Origin of the sequence: Promicromonospora thailandica, assembly GCF_024171955.1 — a bacterium.
Classification (GTDB): domain Bacteria; phylum Actinomycetota; class Actinomycetes; order Actinomycetales; family Cellulomonadaceae; genus Promicromonospora; species Promicromonospora thailandica.
The window spans coordinates 225,130-243,445 of the sequence record NZ_JAMTCS010000008.1 but is presented as its reverse complement, the minus strand read 5'-3'; the positions used below and the strand labels follow the sequence as shown (position 1 = coordinate 243,445).

Annotated in this window: 20 protein-coding genes; 12 read left to right on the top strand and 8 right to left on the bottom strand. The window is 68.8% G+C overall.

Features of this window, described 5'->3' with window-relative positions; translation table 11 throughout:
* The first annotated feature begins 505 nt into the window (after positions 1-505).
* The 4 genes from APR03_RS14595 (at position 506) to APR03_RS14580 (ending at position 4,910) form a co-directional block, all read left to right on the top strand.
* Positions 506-1,695, top strand: a protein-coding gene (locus APR03_RS14595) for an IS3 family transposase (RefSeq protein WP_253836727.1) whose coding sequence is annotated in 2 segments (ribosomal slippage) — positions 506-784 and positions 787-1,695 — 1,188 coding nt in all. Because the reading frame shifts where the segments join, the coding sequence is not laid out codon by codon here.
* A 1,012-nt stretch (positions 1,696-2,707) separates the two neighbouring features.
* Positions 2,708-3,523, top strand: coding sequence for an SDR family NAD(P)-dependent oxidoreductase (locus APR03_RS14590; RefSeq protein ID WP_253836725.1), 816 nt, complete (start codon positions 2,708-2,710; stop codon positions 3,521-3,523).
* A gap of 44 nt (positions 3,524-3,567) precedes the next feature.
* The gene (locus tag APR03_RS14585; protein WP_253836723.1) at positions 3,568-4,359 is read left to right on the top strand and encodes an SDR family NAD(P)-dependent oxidoreductase; all 792 of its coding nucleotides are present in this window, start codon (positions 3,568-3,570) and stop codon (positions 4,357-4,359) included.
* 53 nt (positions 4,360-4,412) lie between these two features.
* Positions 4,413-4,910, top strand: coding sequence for a MarR family winged helix-turn-helix transcriptional regulator (locus tag APR03_RS14580; protein WP_253836721.1), 498 nt, complete (start codon positions 4,413-4,415; stop codon positions 4,908-4,910).
* Between the two features lie 651 nt (positions 4,911-5,561).
* On the opposite strand, the gene APR03_RS14575 is transcribed toward APR03_RS14580, so the two are convergent.
* Together APR03_RS14575 and APR03_RS14570 are read right to left on the bottom strand one after the other, a co-directional pair.
* Positions 5,562-6,506 carry an NADP-dependent oxidoreductase gene (locus tag APR03_RS14575; RefSeq protein WP_253836718.1) on the bottom strand — a complete coding sequence of 315 codons (945 nt, stop codon included), beginning with the start codon at positions 6,504-6,506 and terminating at the stop codon, positions 5,562-5,564.
* 56 nt (positions 6,507-6,562) lie between these two features.
* Positions 6,563-7,840: an MFS transporter gene (locus tag APR03_RS14570; protein WP_253836717.1), complete on the bottom strand. Its 1,278-nt coding sequence runs from the start codon at positions 7,838-7,840 to the stop codon at positions 6,563-6,565.
* A gap of 24 nt (positions 7,841-7,864) precedes the next feature.
* Between APR03_RS14570 and APR03_RS14565 the strand changes: the two genes are divergently transcribed.
* A complete protein-coding gene (locus APR03_RS14565; RefSeq protein ID WP_253836716.1) occupies positions 7,865-8,302 on the top strand; it encodes a winged helix-turn-helix transcriptional regulator in 438 nt (145 codons plus the stop codon).
* Between the two features lie 51 nt (positions 8,303-8,353).
* Here the strand turns inward: APR03_RS14565 and APR03_RS14560 are convergent, their stop codons facing one another.
* Entirely contained in the window at positions 8,354-9,247 is an 894-nt protein-coding gene (locus APR03_RS14560; protein ID WP_253836715.1) for a CE1 family esterase, read from the bottom strand.
* 54 nt (positions 9,248-9,301) lie between these two features.
* On the opposite strand from APR03_RS14560, the gene APR03_RS14555 reads away from it, so the two are divergent.
* From APR03_RS14555 to APR03_RS14545, 3 genes are all read left to right on the top strand, one after another.
* A complete protein-coding gene (locus APR03_RS14555; RefSeq protein WP_253836714.1) occupies positions 9,302-9,562 on the top strand; it encodes a MerR family transcriptional regulator in 261 nt (86 codons plus the stop codon).
* A gap of 46 nt (positions 9,563-9,608) precedes the next feature.
* A protein-coding gene (locus APR03_RS14550; RefSeq protein WP_253836713.1) for an IS3 family transposase occupies positions 9,609-10,780 on the top strand; the annotation gives its coding sequence in 2 pieces (ribosomal slippage) (positions 9,609-9,887 and positions 9,890-10,780; 1,170 coding nt in all).
* Between the two features lie 210 nt (positions 10,781-10,990).
* A complete protein-coding gene (locus tag APR03_RS14545) occupies positions 10,991-11,365 on the top strand; it encodes a DUF6221 family protein (protein WP_253836712.1) in 375 nt (124 codons plus the stop codon).
* A 112-nt stretch (positions 11,366-11,477) separates the two neighbouring features.
* On the opposite strand, the gene APR03_RS14540 is transcribed toward APR03_RS14545, so the two are convergent.
* The 4 genes from APR03_RS14540 to APR03_RS14525 all read right to left on the bottom strand — a co-directional run bounded on the left by APR03_RS14540 (position 11,478) and on the right by APR03_RS14525 (position 14,048).
* A complete protein-coding gene (locus APR03_RS14540) occupies positions 11,478-12,308 on the bottom strand; it encodes a helix-turn-helix transcriptional regulator (protein WP_253836711.1) in 831 nt (276 codons plus the stop codon).
* Between the two features lie 102 nt (positions 12,309-12,410).
* Positions 12,411-12,998, bottom strand: a complete 588-nt coding sequence (locus APR03_RS14535) for a GyrI-like domain-containing protein (protein ID WP_253836710.1) — start codon at positions 12,996-12,998, stop codon at positions 12,411-12,413.
* Positions 12,999-13,057: 59 nt separating this feature from the next.
* Positions 13,058-13,429, bottom strand: a complete 372-nt coding sequence (locus APR03_RS14530; protein WP_253836708.1) for a nucleoside triphosphate pyrophosphohydrolase family protein — start codon at positions 13,427-13,429, stop codon at positions 13,058-13,060.
* Positions 13,430-13,454: 25 nt separating this feature from the next.
* The gene (locus tag APR03_RS14525; RefSeq protein ID WP_253836707.1) at positions 13,455-14,048 is read right to left on the bottom strand and encodes a TetR/AcrR family transcriptional regulator; all 594 of its coding nucleotides are present in this window, start codon (positions 14,046-14,048) and stop codon (positions 13,455-13,457) included.
* 215 nt (positions 14,049-14,263) lie between these two features.
* Here APR03_RS14525 and APR03_RS14520 point away from each other — a divergent pair, with 215 nt between their 5' ends.
* The 4 genes from APR03_RS14520 (at position 14,264) to APR03_RS14505 (ending at position 17,022) form a co-directional block, all read left to right on the top strand.
* Entirely contained in the window at positions 14,264-15,322 is a 1,059-nt protein-coding gene (locus APR03_RS14520; RefSeq protein WP_253836706.1) for an aldo/keto reductase, read from the top strand.
* On the top strand, positions 15,319-16,053 hold the full coding sequence (locus tag APR03_RS14515; RefSeq protein ID WP_253836705.1) for an SDR family oxidoreductase: 735 nt from the start codon (positions 15,319-15,321) through the stop codon (positions 16,051-16,053). Before APR03_RS14520 ends, APR03_RS14515 begins: the two co-directional genes overlap by 4 nt.
* A gap of 11 nt (positions 16,054-16,064) precedes the next feature.
* Entirely contained in the window at positions 16,065-16,412 is a 348-nt protein-coding gene (locus APR03_RS14510) for a YybH family protein (protein WP_253836704.1), read from the top strand.
* Positions 16,413-16,551: 139 nt separating this feature from the next.
* Positions 16,552-17,022 (top strand): nuclear transport factor 2 family protein, encoded by a 471-nt coding sequence (locus APR03_RS14505; RefSeq protein WP_253836703.1) that lies wholly within the window; start codon positions 16,552-16,554, stop codon positions 17,020-17,022.
* Between the two features lie 77 nt (positions 17,023-17,099).
* Here the strand turns inward: APR03_RS14505 and APR03_RS25275 are convergent, their stop codons facing one another.
* Complete coding sequence (locus APR03_RS25275; RefSeq protein ID WP_253836702.1) at positions 17,100-18,218, bottom strand: helix-turn-helix transcriptional regulator; 1,119 nt, start codon at positions 18,216-18,218, stop codon at positions 17,100-17,102.
* Positions 18,219-18,316: the final 98 nt, after the last annotated feature.

Below are 18,316 nucleotides of genomic sequence, written 5' to 3'. Positions count from 1 at the left end.
GTCCGCCCTTGATTCACCGCTGGGGATCCCAGTGTTTAGGCCGATTCCCAGGCCAGCGCTTCTCGGGGATCGGGTTCAAGTCCCCCTCCGGACACTCTTATCCTCACGCCCTGGCGTGACCAGGGATGACACGCTGAGAACGACCCTCGACGCCGCTGCGTCGAAGTCGATCTGAACGCCGAGGGCCTCGTAGAGGTCTCGGCGTTCTTTGTCTGTGGCACGGATCAGCACCTTGACGGAGCCGCCTACGATCTCCAGGCCCTTGGCGAGTCGATTGAGATCGACCGCTTCGACCGGGACCTGGGCGTCGGTCAGCCGAACTTCGAGGGCCTTGAGCTCGGGTTAGCGGCAGAGATGTGTGTCTCGGCTCGGGCGTGTCATGAGTGTCCGGCCCAGCCTTTGCGGGCCCAGAGTCCTTCGTCGGCGCTGGTGTGGGTGGGGTCTGCCCCGGGTTTGGTTGACACCTTGACTGTGAGGATCTGGTCCTCGCTGGAAGGATGTCCCCGTGGCAAAGCCCTATCCCAAGGAGTTCCGCGACGACGTGGTGGCCGTGGCCCGTAAGGGCCAGGCGTCGCTGGCGCAGATCGCGAAGGACTTCGGTATCTCCGAGGGCTCGCTGGCGAACTGGATGAAGCAGGCCGATGTCGAGGACGGCCGCCGGCCCGGCCTGAGCGAGGCCGACAAGGCGGAGCTGCGTGAGGCCCGCAAGCGGATCCGGCTGCTGGAGCAGGAGAACGAGGTCCTGCGCAGGGCGGTGGCCTACCTGTCCCAGGCGAACCTGCCGGGAAAATAGTCTTCCCGCTCGTCCGTGAGATGGCCGCGGCCGGCGCCCCGATCAGGGTGCCGGTCGCGGTGGCGTGCCGGGTCCTGGGCCGCTCGACCCAGGGGTACTACAAGTGGCTGAGGGACCCCGTCTCTCGTCGGGACTGGAACGATGCCCACCTGATCGACGTGCTCTACGACCTGCACCAGGACGACAAGACGCTGGGCTACCGGTTCCTGACCGATGAGCTGGCCGACGAACACCAGATCACTGTCGGGGAGAACCGGGTGCACCGGCTGTGCCGCATCGCGGGCATCACCGCCTCGCACCACAAGACGCGCGGCAAGGCTGGATCCACCGGCCCTGCACCGCACGACGACCTGCTCGCCGTGGTCGACGAACACGGCGTGGTGCGCCATCAGTTCACCGCGACCGCCCCGAACAAGGTCTGGCTGTGGGACATCTCCGAGCACCCCACCGCCGAGGGCAAGCTCTACATCTGCGCGATCAAGGACGTCTACTCCGGGCGGATCGTGGGCTGCTCCATCGACTCGCGGATGAAGTCGTCTCTGGCCGTGGCCGCGATGCGCAACGCGATCGCGCTGCGGTCACCGGCCGGGACCATCTGCCACTCCGACCGAGGAGGGCAGTTCCGCGCGAAGAAGGTCCAACGCCTCCTGACCGACAACCATCTGCTCGGCTCGATGGGCCGCTCCTACGGCGCCGGCGACAACGCCAGCAGGGAGAGCTTCTTCTCCTTGCTCCAGAAGAACGTCCTGGACACGCGCCGCTGGACCACCCGGCATGACCTGCGCCTGGCGATGGTGACCTGGCTCGAGACGAAGTACAACCGTCGCCGCCGGCAACGCGCCCTCGGTCGCCTCACCCCGGTCGAGTTTGAGACCATCTACGCGGCCGCAGAAGCGGCCTGACTACCGCACACCCCGATCGTCAACCAGATCGGGGCAGACCCCCGCGACGGAGCCCCCGTGCGCGGGTCCAGGGCTGCTGTCTGAACTGGGCTGCTCGACCTCCCGCCCACCGACCTGCCGACATCAGGATGTCGGCCTGGACAAATGCTCGGCATGCGTTGAGTATCGGCGACCACACGGGTCACCCTCTTCGCGCGAGCTCGCTCACAGGGTCGGGCTTTCCGCGTTCGAAGCGCCGGGTCGGTCGAGCAATGGAGCGGCCCGATCGCTCAACGCCGGAGCGGTGGCGGGCACTACGGGCCAGCGCCGTGCCCAGTCGTTGCCAGCTTGCTGGACTTGCTGGACTTGCTGGACTTGCGGGCGCAGCAGCATCGGCTCCGGCCGTGGCGTAGGTGCAGGACACGGTTGCCCCGTGGTGCGTGCCGGTGCAGGAGATGTCGCCGACGATGCGGTCCTCGCGCGCGAGAGCCTGTCGAGTGGTGGCTTCGATGGCATCGATTAAGGAGCCATGGAGTGCTTCGTAATGCTGGGTCTGGTCGGTGATCGGCGGCATGCCGGGAAACGCGGATTCCCACATCCGGAAGTAGAGGCCGCCGGCAGCCGGTTTGCGCCTAGGCGGGTCCGCCTGCTCCTGTCTGGCAGCGTTCTTGCTCGGGGCGGTCTCGGCCGTCGGCGGAGATCCGCGACCGGTGAGTTGCGCCCTGGCCGCAGCCATTCCACATGGACTGCCCACTCCACAATGTGCCGCGGGGCGCGGCGCCTCATGGCGCACTCCTTGGTCGTGCTCCGCTCCTCGTTCGCGGAGTCGACGCGAAGCAGACCAGGCTCGGCGGGCTGCCGTCGCGGCCTGATCAGTGCTGGGGGCCGGGTCCTGAGGCACGCCGATTCTCTAATCGCGCCTCCCGCTCGGGCGGTCGGCCGCGCCGAGGCACCGCCCGGGGGCGGGTTGCTTCGAGACTTTAAGTATTGTAACTTCGAGTCTCGAAGCAAACTACTTCGTTGGGACAACCTCATGCGCAGTTACACCGCAGTTACCGCACTGATCACCGGCGCTTCCAAGGGAATCGGTGAGGCGTTTGCCCTCGAGCTCGCCGAGCGGGGAGCCGACCTCGTGCTCGTAGCCCGCTCGCTGGAGCCGCTCGAGAAGCTCGCCGGCCGGATCCGGGCCGACCACGGGGTCCGGGTCGACACGATCGCCGCTGATCTCGGTCGACCGGGAGGTGTCGACGAGCTCACGCGGACGGTCGACGAGCGCGGCCTCCGCATCGACCTGCTGGTCAACAACGCGGGGATGGGCACCTTCGGCCCCTTCCTGGGAAGGCCGCTCGGACCCAATACCGTCTCGGTCGATCTGAACGTCACCGCACTCATGGCGCTGGCTCACCACTTCGGGGCCGCCATGCTGGAGCGAAATGCGGGCGGGATCATCAATGTGGCGTCGGCGGCGGCGTTCCAGCCCATGCCGTACCAAGCGAGCTACGGCGCGAGCAAGGCCTTCGTCCTGTCGTTCACCGAGGCGCTGGCGGAGGAACTGCGAGGCACCGGGGTGCGGGTGATGGCGGCACACCCAGGCCCGGTAAGGACAGGGTTCTTCGACGACACGACCGCGACGATGAACCCGAGGGCGGTCTCGCCGCAACGCATCGCGACCAACACCTTGAACGACTTCGCCCGGGCGCGGCCGATGTCCTTCCCGGGAGGCCTGACAGACCGCGCTCTGGCGACGGTATCGCGGTTCCTGCCCCGGTCCACCGTCGCCCGGCTCAGCGGGGAATACAACCGCAGGGCCGGCCACGACCAGGCGCGCGTCGTGCAGCCGTCCCGCTAGCTCCATCTCTCTTACGACATCCCACCTTGAGCACAGGAGTGACAATGGATCTCGATCTTGCTGGTAAGCGCATTCTCGTGACGGGGGCCAGCCGCGGCATCGGGCTGGCGACGACCATGGCGTTCCTCGCGGAGGGCGCATCAGTCGTCGCGGTCGCCCGACGGAGCACCCCCGCACTGGAGGCGACCGGTGCGCAGTTCGTGTCCGCTGATCTGTCCACGCCGGACGGACCAGCGCAGATGGTCGAGTCGGTGCTGGCCACCGACCCTCGACTCGACGTTCTGGTGAACAACGTGGGTGGCGGGGATCTCCCCGACGGCGTCCTGACCGACCCGTTCGGCGGCGACGACGCGGACTGGCTGAGCACAATCAACCTCAATCTGCTGGCGGCCGTGCGCGTCACGCGAGCGGCGGCACCCGCACTGGTGCAGGCCCGCGGAGCGGTCGTGAACGTCAGCTCCGACTCCGCACTGACCCCACACACTGCGCCACTGCCCTACACCACGGCCAAGGCCGCGCTGAACGCCTTCTCACGCGGCCTCGCCGAGCGGCTCGCACCTGCAGGAGTTCGCGTCAACGTCGTCACGCCGGCTTCGACCCGAACAGGCATGATCGAGGCAGAGGGCGGCATTGTGACCGCACTCGCCGCCGCTCACGGTGTCGAGCACGCCGAGTTCCTGGCTGGTTTCCCGCAGTTCGCCGGACTGATCACCGGGCAGCTCGTCGAACCTGACGAGGTCGCGCGGATCATCGTCCTGCTCGCGTCGCCCACCATGCCCAGCGCCGTCGGGTCGAACTGGGCCCTCCACGCGGGAACACTGAAGGCACCGGCCTGATCCCCGCTGCTCCTACCGGAACAGCACGATCGAAGCAGGTTAGGATGTGAGGTATGTCGCGGGCTCTCCTGGAAGTCGCGGTGGTCGCGATGAACTCCGTGGTGGCCCAAACCAACGACCGTCTCGATGAGGTCCTGCGGGCGCACAAGCTGACGGGCGCGACAGCCCAGGCCCTGTGGGCCATCGACCCGGACGAGGCGCCGCCGTCGATGAAGACGATGGCGGCGCGGCTGTTCTGCAACGCGCCGAACCTGACCTTCGTGGTGAATCAGCTGACCGACCGGGGGCTCGTCGAGCGCGCCGTCGACCCTACCGACCGGCGCTCCCGGGTCGTCCTGCTTACCGAGGACGGTCTCCAGGCCCGGAGCGCCATCATCGAGGCGGCATTGTCGAACACCCCGCTGGCCCGGCTCGACGAGGCACAGCTGCAGCAACTCGTCGCCTTGCTGGCTACTGCCGTCCGGCAGGAGCCCGTGGCGGTGGACGCGCCACCCGCTACCCCCAGCAAGTCACGACGCAAGACAGCGGAGCCGGCCAGCAGCTCCACCTGATCGAGGTGGCAGTCGAAGGCGACGTGGCGTGCCGTGTCAGCGTTGATGGCCCGCTGGTGTCGTAGGCGAGCTGTGCGCAGATCTCCTCGGCTGTGCACCGCGGCGTCTGTACGGTCCAGGTCGTCCTCAGTGAGGACCGCTGGTCTTCCTCCCAGCCGAGGCACGCACCCGGCGTGGTTCCCGATGCTGGGAGGGAGTCCTGCGCCCCGGGGGCTTTACTGGGGACAGGGTTTGCGTGTGTCTGGCTGGTCAGCAGGGGCGCGACCGCAACGCCTGGCCGTCACGGCCGTTCATGGCCCCGGCCGAAGTGCGATTCCAGTACTCGGGCCAACTCCGGCGAACGGGGCCGGCGGCACGAGCTCCGGCGTTTTCGCCTGTCGTCAGTCGGTCCCTACGCTTGTCGCCCCGGCAGCGCTCTCACTGCGCCGGGAAGTCTGGTCGCGCGCGACCGTCAGCTCGGTGATGCGCTACTGGATGGGATCGTGCTCGTCGTTCACGAGCCGGCGGATCGCCGTCGTCGACGACGAGAAGATGGCGCTGGACCCCCGGCTTGACGCCGTGTTCTGAGGAGAGGGTCGGAGCCTGAGCAGCGCGAATGCGACCGGCCCGGCAGCGACCCCGTGAGGTCGTCTGCCGGGCCGGTCAGGTGGTTCAGCGTGCCTGGTGGTCGAGCATCACCTTGCCGCGCAGGTGCCCCGCGGCGACCCGGTCGTGGGCCAGGGCGGCGTGCTGGAGCGGGAACCAGTCCTGGACGACGGGGCGCAGCGCGCCGGCGTCGACCAGCTCCGCCACCTCGGCCAGCCGGGGACCGTTGGAGTCCACGATGAAGGAGAACGTCTTGACGCCGAGCTCGGCGGCGAGGCCCTCGTCGGCAGCTCCTGCGGTCGAGACCCAGCGGCCACCGGGGACCACGGCCCGCAGGGCGTCCTGGCCGGCGTCTCCACCGACCGTGTCGAGCACGACGTCGGCGAAGCGACCACGGCTGGCGAGGTCGTCGCCGCGGTAGTCGATGACGTCGTCGGCACCCAGGGAGCGGGCCAGGTCGATCCCGGTGCCGGTCGCCGTCGCGACCACTCGGGCCTTGCTGTGGGCGGCCAGCTGGACGGCGAGCCCGCCGACCCCGCCGGCGCCGCCGATCACCAGAACGGTCTGCCCGGCGTCGAGCTGGCCGAGGTCGAACAGACCCTGCCATGCCGTGAGCACGGCCAGCGGGAGGGCCGCCGCCTGCTCCAGCGGGAGGGACTTTGGCGCGATCGCGAGATGAGCGGCCTTCACCGCGATGTATTCGGCGTACGAACCGTCGCGCGTGAGGTCCGGTCGCCCGTACACCGCGTCGCCCGGGCGCAGGTCGGTCACGGAGGCCCCGACCTGCTCGACCGTGCCGGAGAAGTCCCAGCCGAGCACCATCGGGAACGGGTGGTGCGCGAAGTCGTACATTCCCTGACGGATGGCGACGTCGACCGGGTTGACGGCGCTGGCGCGCACCCGAACGAGGACCTCGTCGTCGGCGATGGACGGGATCGGCAGGGTTCCCTCACGGAGGACGTCGGATCCTCCGAAGCCCTCGATGAGTACGGCGTTCATGTGGTCGGTCATCTGAGTTTCCTGTTCATGACATGCTCGCTGGGCGGCTCCCGGCGAGCGGGGCGGCATCAGGGGACGGTCGTGATCACCTGACGGGTTCTTGAGCCGGACTGCAGGGCCAGAGCGACGCTCGCGGCCAGGGCGACGAACACGCCGTACCCGGCGATCACGGCCGGCAGGCCGAAGGCAGGGACGAGCAGTCCGGCCACGAGGGCGGGCAGTCCGTAGGCGACGTAGCTGACGACGTAGATCGCCGAGATCAGGCCTGCGCGGTCGGTCGCCGGGGCGGTCGCTAGGACGAGCCGGACCGGTGCCTGGAACCCGGCGCCGAAACCGACGCCTGCGATGACGGCGGCCGCGACGACGCCGGGCAGGAAGTGGGTGAGGAAGGACGCGACGGTCAGGGCCGAACCGAGGATCAGCGCTACCAGGCCGACGAGCAGGGCGCGACGGGCATCGGTGCGCTGTAGGAGGAGTGCGGTGAGGCCGCCCGTTGCAGTGACCACGGCGATCAGCACGCCTGCGGTGAAGTGGTTCGAGATGTCGAAGTCTGCGAGGAGGGCGGACGGCACGAGCGAGAGAAACAGGCCACCGATCGCCCAGGCGGCGACGATCGAGCCGGCGCTGTCGCGGAAGATCGTCCGGGACCCGCTAGGCACGAAGACCGCGGGACGGAGCGACCGCAGGGCGCCCGGCCGGCGCACGGCACCATCGGGAACGACGAAGAGTGCCAGCGTCAGCAGCACGAGCAGCGAGCCGAACACGATGTAGACGAGCTGCTGTGGTGCCGGTGCCCACTCGACCAGGGCGCCGCTGGCAAGTGAGCCGGTCGCGAGCGCGAACGCGGGCAGAGCAGCATTGAGCGTGCTGGCGAGCGCAGGATTCTTCACGGGTGCGTTGTCGATCAGCGCGGCACCCAGTGCCCCGAGGGTCACACCGACGGCGAGTCCCTGTTCGAGGCGACCGGTGACCAGTGCACCGAAGCCGTCGGCGGCCGCCAGCAGGACGTGCGAGAGCACGATCCCGAGCGTGCCCACGACGAGCACCGGTCGACGGCCGACATGGTCCGAGAGTCGGCCGGCGACCAGCACGCTGACGAGGATCCCGAGCATGTAGGCCGCGAAGACCACGGTGAGCTCGAACGGCGTCAGCCCCCAGGCCTGCGCATAGATCGGATACAGCGGCGACGGCACCGCGGACGAAGCCACTGCCACGAGGAACAGGGCGGCAAGGATCCAGAATCCTGCCACCGATCTGGCTGACTGCATGACTCGGCCTCCTGTCGACCTAGGCGTCTGACTTTGAAAACTGTAGTGTGGCTTGACATGGAAAATCAAATCCAGCAAGGTTTGGTCATGGCACGACCCGGGATGGCAGACAATGCGTGCGGCATCGCCCGCGGCCTCGACCTGCTCGGCGAGCGCTGGACCGGCCTGGTGCTACGCGACGTCCTGCGCGGCGTCGAGCGGTTCACCGACCTCCAGCGGGAGCTGGGAGCACCGCCGGACGTCCTGTCGGATCGGCTCTCCAAGTTGGTCGCTGCGGGCGTCCTGGTACAGGTGCTGTACCAGGAGCAGGGTCAGCGGCCCCGGCCGAAGTACGTCGCGACAGCCTCAGGGCATCGCCTGGGCGTCGTCCTGGCGGCGCTGAACGACTGGGCTGACGAGTTCAGGCCCTTGCCGTCGGGGGACCCCAGCTCGTCACGCTTCGTGGACCAGCCCACCGGGCAACTAGTGCATGTCGCTCTCGTGGCGAACGACGGCCGCATCGTCGACGATGCTCAGGTCGAGCTCGAGGTCGCGGGCTGAACCGCGAACAGCCGTGCCGTCGCGGTAGTCGTTGATGTGGTGGCAGGCTGCTCAGGGCCGCGGGGCAACGCCAATGCCCAGGTGCTCGGCGACGGCGGAAGCGACCGAGACGCTGCGCGCCGTCCGGCCGATGAAGAACGGTGCCCGGCCCGGACCAGGCACTGTGTGCCCGCCGCCGTGGACTGTCAGCAGGCGGACCGGCGGACGACCGTCCTGGCGGAAGTCGCTCTGCTCGATCCAGGTCCGGTCATGGGTTCGGCGCTGAGCCGGTTCGAGCCTGGTGACCACCGGCTTCGCCGTGATGCCGTTGCGCAGGGCCAGGTAGCGCGCCGTCTCGAATGCGGACAGGGCTAAGCCGTCGACCCGGAATACCCGCCGGGTGAGCATGGGGAACCGGCCGCCGTGATACGGGACGATCGGGTCGTGGGTGCCATGGACTACGAGCGTCGGCACGGGCACAGGAGCCGGGGCGGGCGTCAGCGCGAGAAAGCTCTCTGGCGCGGGCATCGTCGCGGCCACGATCGCAGCCCCCGCGAGCATGCTAGGTGTCTCGTGGAGCAGGCGAAGCACCATCTGGCCACCGTTCGAGTACCTGACGACGTGGACCCGGCCGGCGTCGACGTCGTGCGACGCGACGAGGCCGGCGACGACGCCACGGGCGAAGGCCACGTCGTCGACGTTCGCCATGCGGGCCGGGAACACGCTCTCCAAACGGGCGTCATTCCAGTTGCCGCGATATCCGTCAAGGTAGGCGACAACAGCGCCGCCGGATTCTGCCAGAGAGTCGTACATGTGACCGGTGAACCGGCGGTGGACGGCGCCGGACTGCCGTGAGCCGTGGAAGACAAGTACGAGGGCGCGGCCCGGTGATTGCGGACCTTCGACGACATCGAAGGTCCGGCGACGCCCGTCGACGTCGATGCTGTGGCGTGTGCTGGAGATCATGTCGGGAGGCTAAACTTTCACATCATGTGAAGGTCAACGAGACGGAGATCTCTGATGATCATCAGTGAGCTCAGCGCGCGAAGCGGCGTCAGCCCGCGGCTGCTGCGGTACTACGAGGAACAAGGGCTGATCAACGCGACACGGGCAGCGAACGGGTACCGGCACTACGAGGAGAGCGCGGTGATCAACGCTCGGATCGTGCGGGTCATGTTCCAAATGGGATTCAGCCAGGAGAACGTCCGGGCAGTCCTGGCGTGCGCGGGTGACCAAGCCGCCGAGGCCGACCACGTCGGGGACTGCTGCACGGATAGGTGACAACTGACTTGTGGTGCCGACAGGCACTGCTGGAAGGATGTTCACCGTGCCCAGACCCCACCCCAAAGAGTTCCGCGAGGACGTCGTAGCCGTCGCCCGGCGTGGCGAGGCTCCGGTCCGGCAGATCGCGAAGGACTTCGGGATCAGCGAGTCCTGCCTGCGCAACTGGTTGCATGCCGCCGACGTCGAAGAAGGCACCAAGCCCGGCGTGACCTCGAGCGAGTCGGCCGAGCTGCGTGAGCTGCGGCGGCGTAACCGGCTGCTGGAGCAGGAGAACGAGGTCCTGCGCCGCGCGGCCGCCTACCTCTCACAGGCGCAGCTGCCGGGAAAAGGCTCTACCCGCTCGTGACAGAGCTCGCCGTGGCGGGGATTCCCGTGACGGTGACGTGCCGGGTCCTCAAGCTCGCCAGACAGCCCTACTACCGATGGCTACGCAACCCCGTGATGCAGTCCGAGGTCGCGGGGGCGTATCGCGCGAACGCGTTGTTCGACGCGCACCGCGACGACCCGGAGTTCGGGCACCGTCTGTTGGTCGACGAAGCACGCCAGGCCGGTCAGGACATGGCCGACCGGACTGCGTGGCGGATCTGTACCAGCAACCAGTGGTGGAGCGTGTTCGGCAAGAAACGTGGCAAGAACGGCAAGCGACCCGGCCCGCCCGCGCACGACGACCTCGTCAACCGGGACTTCACCGCGGTCAGGCCTAACGCCTTGTGGCTCTCGGACATCACCGAGCACGCCACGAGCGAGGGCAAGCTCTACCTCTGCGCGATCAAGGACGTCTACTCCAACCGGATCGTGGGCTACTCCATCAGCGACCGCATGAAGTCCTCACTGGCCGTTAACGCCCTGAGCTCCGCGGTCGCCAGACGTCGGATCGAGGGTCCGGACGTGGCCGGCTGCGTGGTCCACACCGACCGCGGATCGCAATTCCGGTCCCGGAAATTCCTGGCCGCGCTACGCCGCCATGACCTGGTCGGATCGATGGGCCAGGTCGCCTCCGCCGGGGACAACGCCGCGATGGAGTCCTTCTTCGCGCTGCTGCAGAAGAACGTCCTGGACCGCAAACGATGGACCACACGGGAAGACCTGCGGATCGCGATCATCACCTGGATCGAACGGACCTACCACCGCCGCCGACGCCAGGCACGCCTCGGACGATTGACCCCGATCGAGTACGAAGCAATCCTGACCACTCAGGTCGCACTCGCCGCCTGAGAAACCCTGTCACCTATCCGTGCAGCAGTCCCGCGACCTCGGTCAGCGACGGTGGTTGGATCCGGTCGACCCCTACCGGGCGGCGCTCTAGCACGTGAGGAGGCAGGCGAGGCGGACACAGGGTCACGCACAACATGACTGCTGCTCGATCGAGCACAGTGAGGGACGCCCGATGGGCCGGGCCCTCGGGCCGGTGGAAAGATCAACGGCATGACGATCACAGAGTTTCTGAGGGCGCGCCTCGACGAAGACGAAGTGATCGCCCGCATGGCGGACAGTGCCGCGTCCATCCCAGGCGCGGGCAACGGAGCCCCGACGAGCGCTGCCTTCCTCGCACAGCAGCAACGCCACATCGTCCGCTGGAGCCCGGCCCGAGTTCTCGTCGACGTCGCGGCCAAGCGGCAGATCGTGGCTGCCTACGACAAGTTCGGCAAGATCTGGGACCAGGCAGCGGGCAGTGGGCACGACGACCAAGCAGAAGTCTCGAGGAACCTCTTCTCCGGGCTGATGATCGCTGTCCGGCTCCTTGCCGGGGTGTACTCCGACCACCCTGACTATCAGCGCGACTGGCGACCAGAAACATGACGCTTGTCGCCTGAGCCGAGTGCGCTTTCTCCCCAGTGCGTAGCCCCGATCCTGCTGCTCCACTCATTCGCGCGGGGAATGGGGCCACCGCACCGCGCGACCTGCCCGGGTGTCAAGGTCGCATGGTTCGGGTGGCCTCGAGGGTGCCGAGAAGTGCGAGGGCGTCTGCGCTGGCGGACCCAGCCGGGGCGGTGGCGACGGTGAGCTGTTGTCCGGGTGCCTCGCGGACGTCGAGGGTTTGATAGGTCAGCGTGATCCGGCCGACGTCGGGGTGGTTGATGACCTTCTCGGTCAGGCTGAGCCCCGCCACGGTCTGGTCGGCCCAGAACGCCGCGAACTCCGATGATCCGGCAAGGAGCCGGGACACCAGCGGCGGGACGGCCGGGTGCGGGCTGGCGAAGCCCGCGGCCAGGCGCAGGGCACTGACCGCAGAGCGCGCGACCTGGTCCCAGTGCTCGAAGTAGCTTCGTGCGGCGGGGTCGACGAAGAGGAAGTCGAACGCGCCGAGGGCGAGCTGTACCGGGCCGAGGAGCGCCTTGGCCGTGGTGTTGGCGGCAAGGATCTGGAACCCCGGGTCGACGACGTAGGCGGCCGCATGGGGGAAGGCGTCCATGAGCTGGAGCAGCTCGGGGCTGACCGGTCCGGCTTCCGGCTGCGCCGCCGAAGCGAGCTTGGCGAGGCGGAAGGTGTGTTCGCGGGCGTCCGGGCTGAGTCGCAGTGCCGTGCACAGGGCGTCGACCACCTGGGCCGACGGGGTCCGCTCCCGGCCCTGTTCGAGCCTGGCGTAGTAGTCGGCGCTGACGCCGGCCAGCACGGCGACTTCCTCGCGCCGTAGCCCGCACACGCGACGTGCGCCGACGTCGGGCAGGCCGACGTCGGCGGGGGTGATGCGGGCGCGCTGCGCGCGCAGGAACTCGCCGAGCGGGCCGGGTGCTGTCGCCATGTGCTTCACGCTAGCCGCGTTCGGCCGACCCGGGCAGGGTGCGGTGCTCCCTGCCGCCTGGCTCGAGGCGCCCGGGTACCAGAGTTCTTGTCCAGGTGCCGCTCATGCGACCGGGTCTCGCAGGATCGTGCGTAGGGCGTCCTGGGGTGTGTCCCGGGTGAAGGCGTCCAGATGGATCTCGTGGTGCGGGCCGCTGCGGTGGACCCCGTGCCTCTTCGCGAAGTCGCCGAGTCGTCCGAGCGTGGCAAACTCCTCGGCGAAGGGACCGTGATGCATGACCTGGACGACGTCCTGCTCAGGGATGACGAAGACGGTGACCTCGTCGGCCGCCGTGTCCGCTGCGCTGACGACCCTGCGGCGTGCGTCCTCGACAGCCTGCTGGGTGGTTCCGGCTGGTACCTGTGCCAGGACCCGGTAGAGCAGGGACGGGACCGGGTTCACGCTGTAGAAGTCGGCGATCTCGACGGGATCGGAACCCTGCGGGTACCAGTACTGGATCTCTTCGGCCGGTGCCGGGCCGCCCTCGTTCAGGGCGCCAGCGATATCGGTGACCAGGCCCTTCTTTCGGTAGAACTCGTCGGTCCCTGGCGCTCCGTCGCCCGGGACGGCGACGTAGGTGACGGCGGGTGCACGGACGTGCTCGGGCTCGTCGGTCGCGTGCAGGTGGTGGGTGGGCTGAGTGGCAGGCATGGATGCTCCTTGCGTTGCTGCGGGATCAGTGACGCGTAGCGTGCTGGTGAGCGACGTCGTCAGCCGGCCTCGGACCCGGTGGGGGCAGTGCGGGCGATGGTGGACTCCAGCCCGGTGCGGATCCGGTCCATGGTCCGGGCGTAGGCCTCGTCGATGTCGATGCCGAGCCTGTCGGCCAGCACGAACGTCCACCACATCGACTCGGCGAGCTTGTGCTCCAGCTCTGCGTGCGGGTCACCCTCGATGTCCCAGGTGCCGTCGTGAGCCAGCAACAGTCGGCCGACGTAGCCGACGTCGTTGGAGAAGCCGATCATCAGCTCGTGCAGCGACCAGGTCTTGCCGTTGAAGCGCTCCTCCAGGACCTCGTAGAGCGAACGGACGGCGAGGGCCTGCTCGCGGGCGGTGTCGAGTGACGCGGTGGTCTCAGTCATGGGTGTTCTCCTTCGAGACGAGGGATTAGGTGGCAGTGGACGGGAAGGCGGACATGGCCCTGTGCGCACTGGCCAGCAGGGACTCCCGCGGGGTCCCGTCGGCGGCACGGATCGCGAACCCGCTGCTGAGCGTGATGAGGAACGTGGCGAGCTCGTCGGGATCCTCGTCCGCGGGCAGATCGCCGACGGCGATCGCGCGCCGGAACCGGTCGGCGAAAAGCTGTTGAACCGTCGCACGGTTCCGGGCCAGCACGGCGTACTCGCCGGAGTCGTCCGGGGTGGCGACTGCTTGCACGGACAGGCATCCCGCCGGCCGGCCGGGCATGGTCACGGCGCGGGCGTTGCCTGTGAGAAAGGCCTGTGCGCACTCTCGTGCCGTCGGCTGTTCCAGGGCATCGGTGACGTACCCCATGTTGCGTTCGACGTAGCGGTGCAGCGCCGACTGGAACAGCTGGGCCTTGTCACCGAACGCCCCGTAGACGCTCGGCTTGTTGATCCCCATGGCGGAGGACAGCTCGGTGAGGCTCGCCCCCGCGAAACCACGGCGCCAGAACACCTCCACGGCGGCGTCCAACGCGGCGTCCGTGTCGAAAGCGCGTGGCCTTCCCGGTCCTGCCATGGTCTCCTCCAGCTTATCGATCCTCGTTTTCTTAACGAGCGGTATAAAAATATCATGCCACGGATCGGAGTCGCATGTCATCGCCGGCGACCGCGCAAAAGGGGGTGCGCTGCTCCCTGGTTGACGCACCCTTCCTGGACGGCGAGTGCCGGCGCAGCCTGAGTGTGTTGAGTCGTCGACCGGCGGCTCGTCCACAATCACGAAGGTGAACAGCGATGCCTCTTGACCACTACCGCACCCTGGGCCGCAGCGGACTGCGGGTCAGCCCGCTCGCGCTCGGCGCCATGAATTTCGACGACGGCAGCTGGGGCACCGCACCCGAGGATGCCTTCCGCATCCTGGACCGCTACTTCGACCTCGGCGGGAACTTCGTCGACACGGCCAACGCCTACAACGGCGGCCAATCGGAGGAGGTGCTCGGCCGGTACTTCGCCGAGCGCCCCGAGCGTCGTCAGCGTGCGGTGCTCGCCACGAAGTTCGGCGGGACCATGCGTCCGGACGACCCGAACGCGGGCGGTACCAGCCGCAAGGCGATCCACGAGGAGATCGACGCATCCCTGCGCCGCCTGCAGATCGACTACGTCGACCTGTACTGGATGCACCAGTGGGACCGGCACACCCCGATGGAGGAGACGCTCTCCACGCTCGACGACCTCGTCCGCGCCGGGAAGGTCCGCGCGATCGGCGTGTCCAACACGCCCGCCTGGTGGGTCTCCCGGGCCGTGACGCTGGCCGAATGGCGCGACCGGGCGCCGATCGCCGCCCTGCAGGACGAGTACTCCCTCCTGGCTCGTACCCCGGAAGGGGAACAGTTCGGCCTGGCGCGGGAGCTCGGCCTCGGCGTCGTGCCATGGAGCCCCCTCGCGAGCGGGGCGCTCTCCGGCAAGTACACGCGAGCCACGCCGACCGCAGGGGACACCCGCCGCGGCGCGCACGTCGCGCCCCACGTAGGCGACGCACTGTTCGACCTGGTCGACGTTCTGGGCGAGATCGCCGGCAACGTGGGTGGCACGGTAGCCGGTGTCGCCCTGGCCTGGGTGCGGCAGCAGGACGCTGTGACGTCCACGCTGATCGGGGCGCGCACCGTCGAACAGCTCGACGCCAACCTCGGCTCGATCGACATCGAGCTCGACGACGAGCAGCTGGCCCGGCTGTCAGCGATGACCACACCGGAGCTCGACTACCCGATGACGGTGATGGAGAGCATCGCGCTGCCCTTCCAGTACGGGCCCACCACCATCAACGGCCTCACCTCCACGGCATTCCAGCGATGAGCGCCGCCGGGCGGAAGACGATCCTCGTCACGGGCGCGAGCAGCGGTATCGGCGAGGCGACGGCACGCCGCCTCGCGCAGGCCGGCCACCGGGTGTTCCTCGGCGCACGCCGGACAGAACGGCTCGCGGCCCTGGCAGCCGAACTACGTGAAGGTGGAGCCGACGTCGCGCACCGCGCACTCGACGTCACCGACCTCGCGTCCGTGCAGGAGTTCGCCTCCGCGGCGCTCGAACGGTTCGGCGGCATCGACGTGCTCGTGAACAACGCGGGGGTGATGCCGCTCTCACCCGTCGCTGACCTTCGAATCGACGAGTGGAACCAGATGATCGACGTCAACCTCCGCGGCGTCCTGCACGGGATCGCTGCAGTGCTGCCGACCATGCGGCGACAGGGCTCGGGTCATGTCGTCAACGTCTCGTCCGTCGCCGGGCACCGCGTCGACCCAACGGCCGCCGTCTACAGCGCCACTAAGTTCGCCGTGCGCGCCATCTCCGAGGGGCTGCGTCAGGAGACCACGGACATCCGTGTGACCGTCGTCAGCCCCGGCTTCACGCACAGCGAGCTCACCTACCGTGGCGGCAACCACGAGGCTCGGCAGGCAGCCCGCTCCGCGGCCGAACATCTCGCGATCCCAGCCTCTGCGATCGCGGAAGCCATCGCGTTTGCCGTCGACCAGCCCTCGACCGTGGACGTCAACGAGCTCGTCGTCCGTCCCACCGCACAGACATGAAGGAACAGCACATGACTAGCAGCGAGCACGACACCGCCATCGACGAGTGGATCGCCGCGACCAACTCCCACGACCCGGCCGCCTACCTCGCGTTCTTCACTCAGGACGCCGTCCTGGACGACCCGTCCGTCGGTGAGGTCTTCGAGGGGCACCCCGGGATCGGCGAGTACTTCCGGTCGTACTTCATCGGCTACGACACACACACGCGGCTCGTCGGCACCGAGCCGCGCGACGGGTACATCCATGTCGAGGTCGAGTTCACCGGCACGTTCCCCGAGCGGAGGATCGGCGGGATCTTCGACGTCACGCTGACCCCGGAGCACAAGATCAGGCATGTGCGGGCCGACCTGCGCCGATAGGCGCAAACGGATCGTCGATGACCTCGCGGAATCCCGCGACTGCGGGGGTCCCGACGACCCGCAGATGGGGGATGGGCCGGCTGTACGTGCCGGGCCAGGCTGGGGCCATGACCACGCGGCACCCGGTAAGGAAGAGAAGATGACACAGAACGCGCAGCAGGTCGACGCCCACGACGAGGCCGAGATCCGTTCCGTGCTCCTCGGCTACGTCGAGGCGCTGGACGGCCGCGACTTCGACCGGCTCGCGGAGGCATTCACCGCGACCGCGGAGCTCGTGAACACCTTCGAGGGATACATCCCTGGCGGTGACGACTTCACCGGCGTCCTGGCCACCGGCGACGACGGGATCGCGAAGGCCGTGGGGGCGCTGATGAGCCCGCTCGACGCGACCCAGCACTTTCTCGGCGCGATCTGGCTCGAGCCGACGGAGGAGGGAGTGCGCACGCGCACGCAGGTGATCGCGCACCACCATCGTGGGACGGGTTTCTACCACACCGGCGGCACGTACACGGACTCCTTCGTCCGCACTGGTGACGGGTGGCGTATCGACCGCCGCGTGCTTCACACCTCGTGGACCACGGGCGACGCCGGCGTGGTCGCCGGCGGCTGAGCCGGCGGCGCCCCGTAGGACAGTGGGACCGGCACCATCTCGGTGCCGGTCCCACTGTCGTTCGTACCGCGCTCAGGTCAGGCGCCGGGCCCGACGCCCGGGCCCCGGCCGAGCTGAGCCGTCAGCTCGGGCCGTGAGCTGATGCCGACCTTGGTGTAGACGGCCTTCACGTGGTCGCGCACGGTGTGCACCGAAAGGTGGAGGTCCGTGGCGATGTCCTTGATGGACCGGCCGGCGACGAGCAGGGCGGCGAGCTCCGTCTCGCGCCGGGTCAGGCCGTGGAGCGCGACCAGGAGCGGCCACATCGTGGGTCCGCTCGCCGGCTCGAGGGCGAGCACCACTGCTTGGTCGACCGCGCCGCGCAGCACGTCTGCCCGCACCGTGACCAGCTCGCCGGTCGTGGTCCGTAGGCGCGAGCTCGCCTGCCTGAGCGGGCGCATGCCGATCCCCATGCCGCCGTCCGACAGGCGCTCGTGAGTGCGTGCCTGGAGCGTGATCCAGCGGAGCGAGGCCGGCAGCCGGTCCGTGGACAGTGCGACACCGAGGCGTTCGAGCCAGCGGCCGCCCTCTGGCGTGTATCCCAGTACCCGGTCGTCACGGTCGACGACGACGGTCCCGGCGTGCGCGCCCGGTGCCTGGTGGGTCCACCCGGTGCCGTCCCGGCGCACGGTCCGCAGCAGGTCGGTGCGCAGCGCCAGGCCGACGTCGCGCGAGACCGCCGAGATGACGGCCACCTCGTCCCGTGTGAAGTCGGGCAGGTCCGCACCGCGATACAGGCAGGCGGCACCCCAGGTCCAGCCACCGTTGCGCGCCAGCACCCGCATCTGGTCGCCGGCCCCGGGCAGCCGGTAGTGGTCGTCGAACCGCGCGGAGCGGGCTCGCTCGCCCGGCATGGTCAGCCCCAGCGTCGAGACGGTGCGGCTCTGCCGGTCGAGGTCGTCGAGCCGGTTGACGTCGTTGGCGGCGACCTCGTACTGCAGGGCCGGGTACTCGAACGGTCGTAGCTCCATCGGGAGCAGGGTCTCCGGGTCGGACGTCCACCAGTCGCCGCCGTCGAACGGGATGACCCTGCGCAGCCGGTGCTCCACCTCGTCCAGGAACTCCCGTGCCGCCGGGGGACGCGCTGCCAGGTCGGCGACCGTCTCACGCAGCGCCACGACACGGTGGTCGTGGAGCGTGATCGAGGAGGTATTCACCCCCTCACGGTACGAGGGGCGCGCCCGCAGCGACATCCCCCAGATGCGGGGGTCCCGACCACACCCGTCTGGGGGATGGGGCCGCCGGCCCAGGCACT

Coding starts and splice junctions, on each gene's coding strand:
- APR03_RS14590 (WP_253836725.1), top strand. CDS start 2,708: ATGCGCAGTTACACCGCAGTTACCGCACTGATCACCGGCGCTTCCAAG.
- APR03_RS14585 (WP_253836723.1), top strand. CDS start 3,568: ATGGATCTCGATCTTGCTGGTAAGCGCATTCTCGTGACGGGGGCCAGC.
- APR03_RS14580 (WP_253836721.1), top strand. CDS start 4,413: ATGTCGCGGGCTCTCCTGGAAGTCGCGGTGGTCGCGATGAACTCCGTG.
- APR03_RS14575 (WP_253836718.1), bottom strand. CDS start 6,506: ATGACCGACCACATGAACGCCGTACTCATCGAGGGCTTCGGAGGATCC.
- APR03_RS14565 (WP_253836716.1), top strand. CDS start 7,865: ATGGCAGACAATGCGTGCGGCATCGCCCGCGGCCTCGACCTGCTCGGC.
- APR03_RS14560 (WP_253836715.1), bottom strand. CDS start 9,247: ATGATCTCCAGCACACGCCACAGCATCGACGTCGACGGGCGTCGCCGG.
- APR03_RS14555 (WP_253836714.1), top strand. CDS start 9,302: ATGATCATCAGTGAGCTCAGCGCGCGAAGCGGCGTCAGCCCGCGGCTG.
- APR03_RS14545 (WP_253836712.1), top strand. CDS start 10,991: ATGACGATCACAGAGTTTCTGAGGGCGCGCCTCGACGAAGACGAAGTG.
- APR03_RS14540 (WP_253836711.1), bottom strand. CDS start 12,308: ATGGCGACAGCACCCGGCCCGCTCGGCGAGTTCCTGCGCGCGCAGCGC.
- APR03_RS14535 (WP_253836710.1), bottom strand. CDS start 12,998: ATGCCTGCCACTCAGCCCACCCACCACCTGCACGCGACCGACGAGCCC.
- APR03_RS14530 (WP_253836708.1), bottom strand. CDS start 13,429: ATGACTGAGACCACCGCGTCACTCGACACCGCCCGCGAGCAGGCCCTC.
- APR03_RS14525 (WP_253836707.1), bottom strand. CDS start 14,048: ATGGCAGGACCGGGAAGGCCACGCGCTTTCGACACGGACGCCGCGTTG.
- APR03_RS14520 (WP_253836706.1), top strand. CDS start 14,264: ATGCCTCTTGACCACTACCGCACCCTGGGCCGCAGCGGACTGCGGGTC.
- APR03_RS14515 (WP_253836705.1), top strand. CDS start 15,319: ATGAGCGCCGCCGGGCGGAAGACGATCCTCGTCACGGGCGCGAGCAGC.
- APR03_RS14510 (WP_253836704.1), top strand. CDS start 16,065: ATGACTAGCAGCGAGCACGACACCGCCATCGACGAGTGGATCGCCGCG.
- APR03_RS14505 (WP_253836703.1), top strand. CDS start 16,552: ATGACACAGAACGCGCAGCAGGTCGACGCCCACGACGAGGCCGAGATC.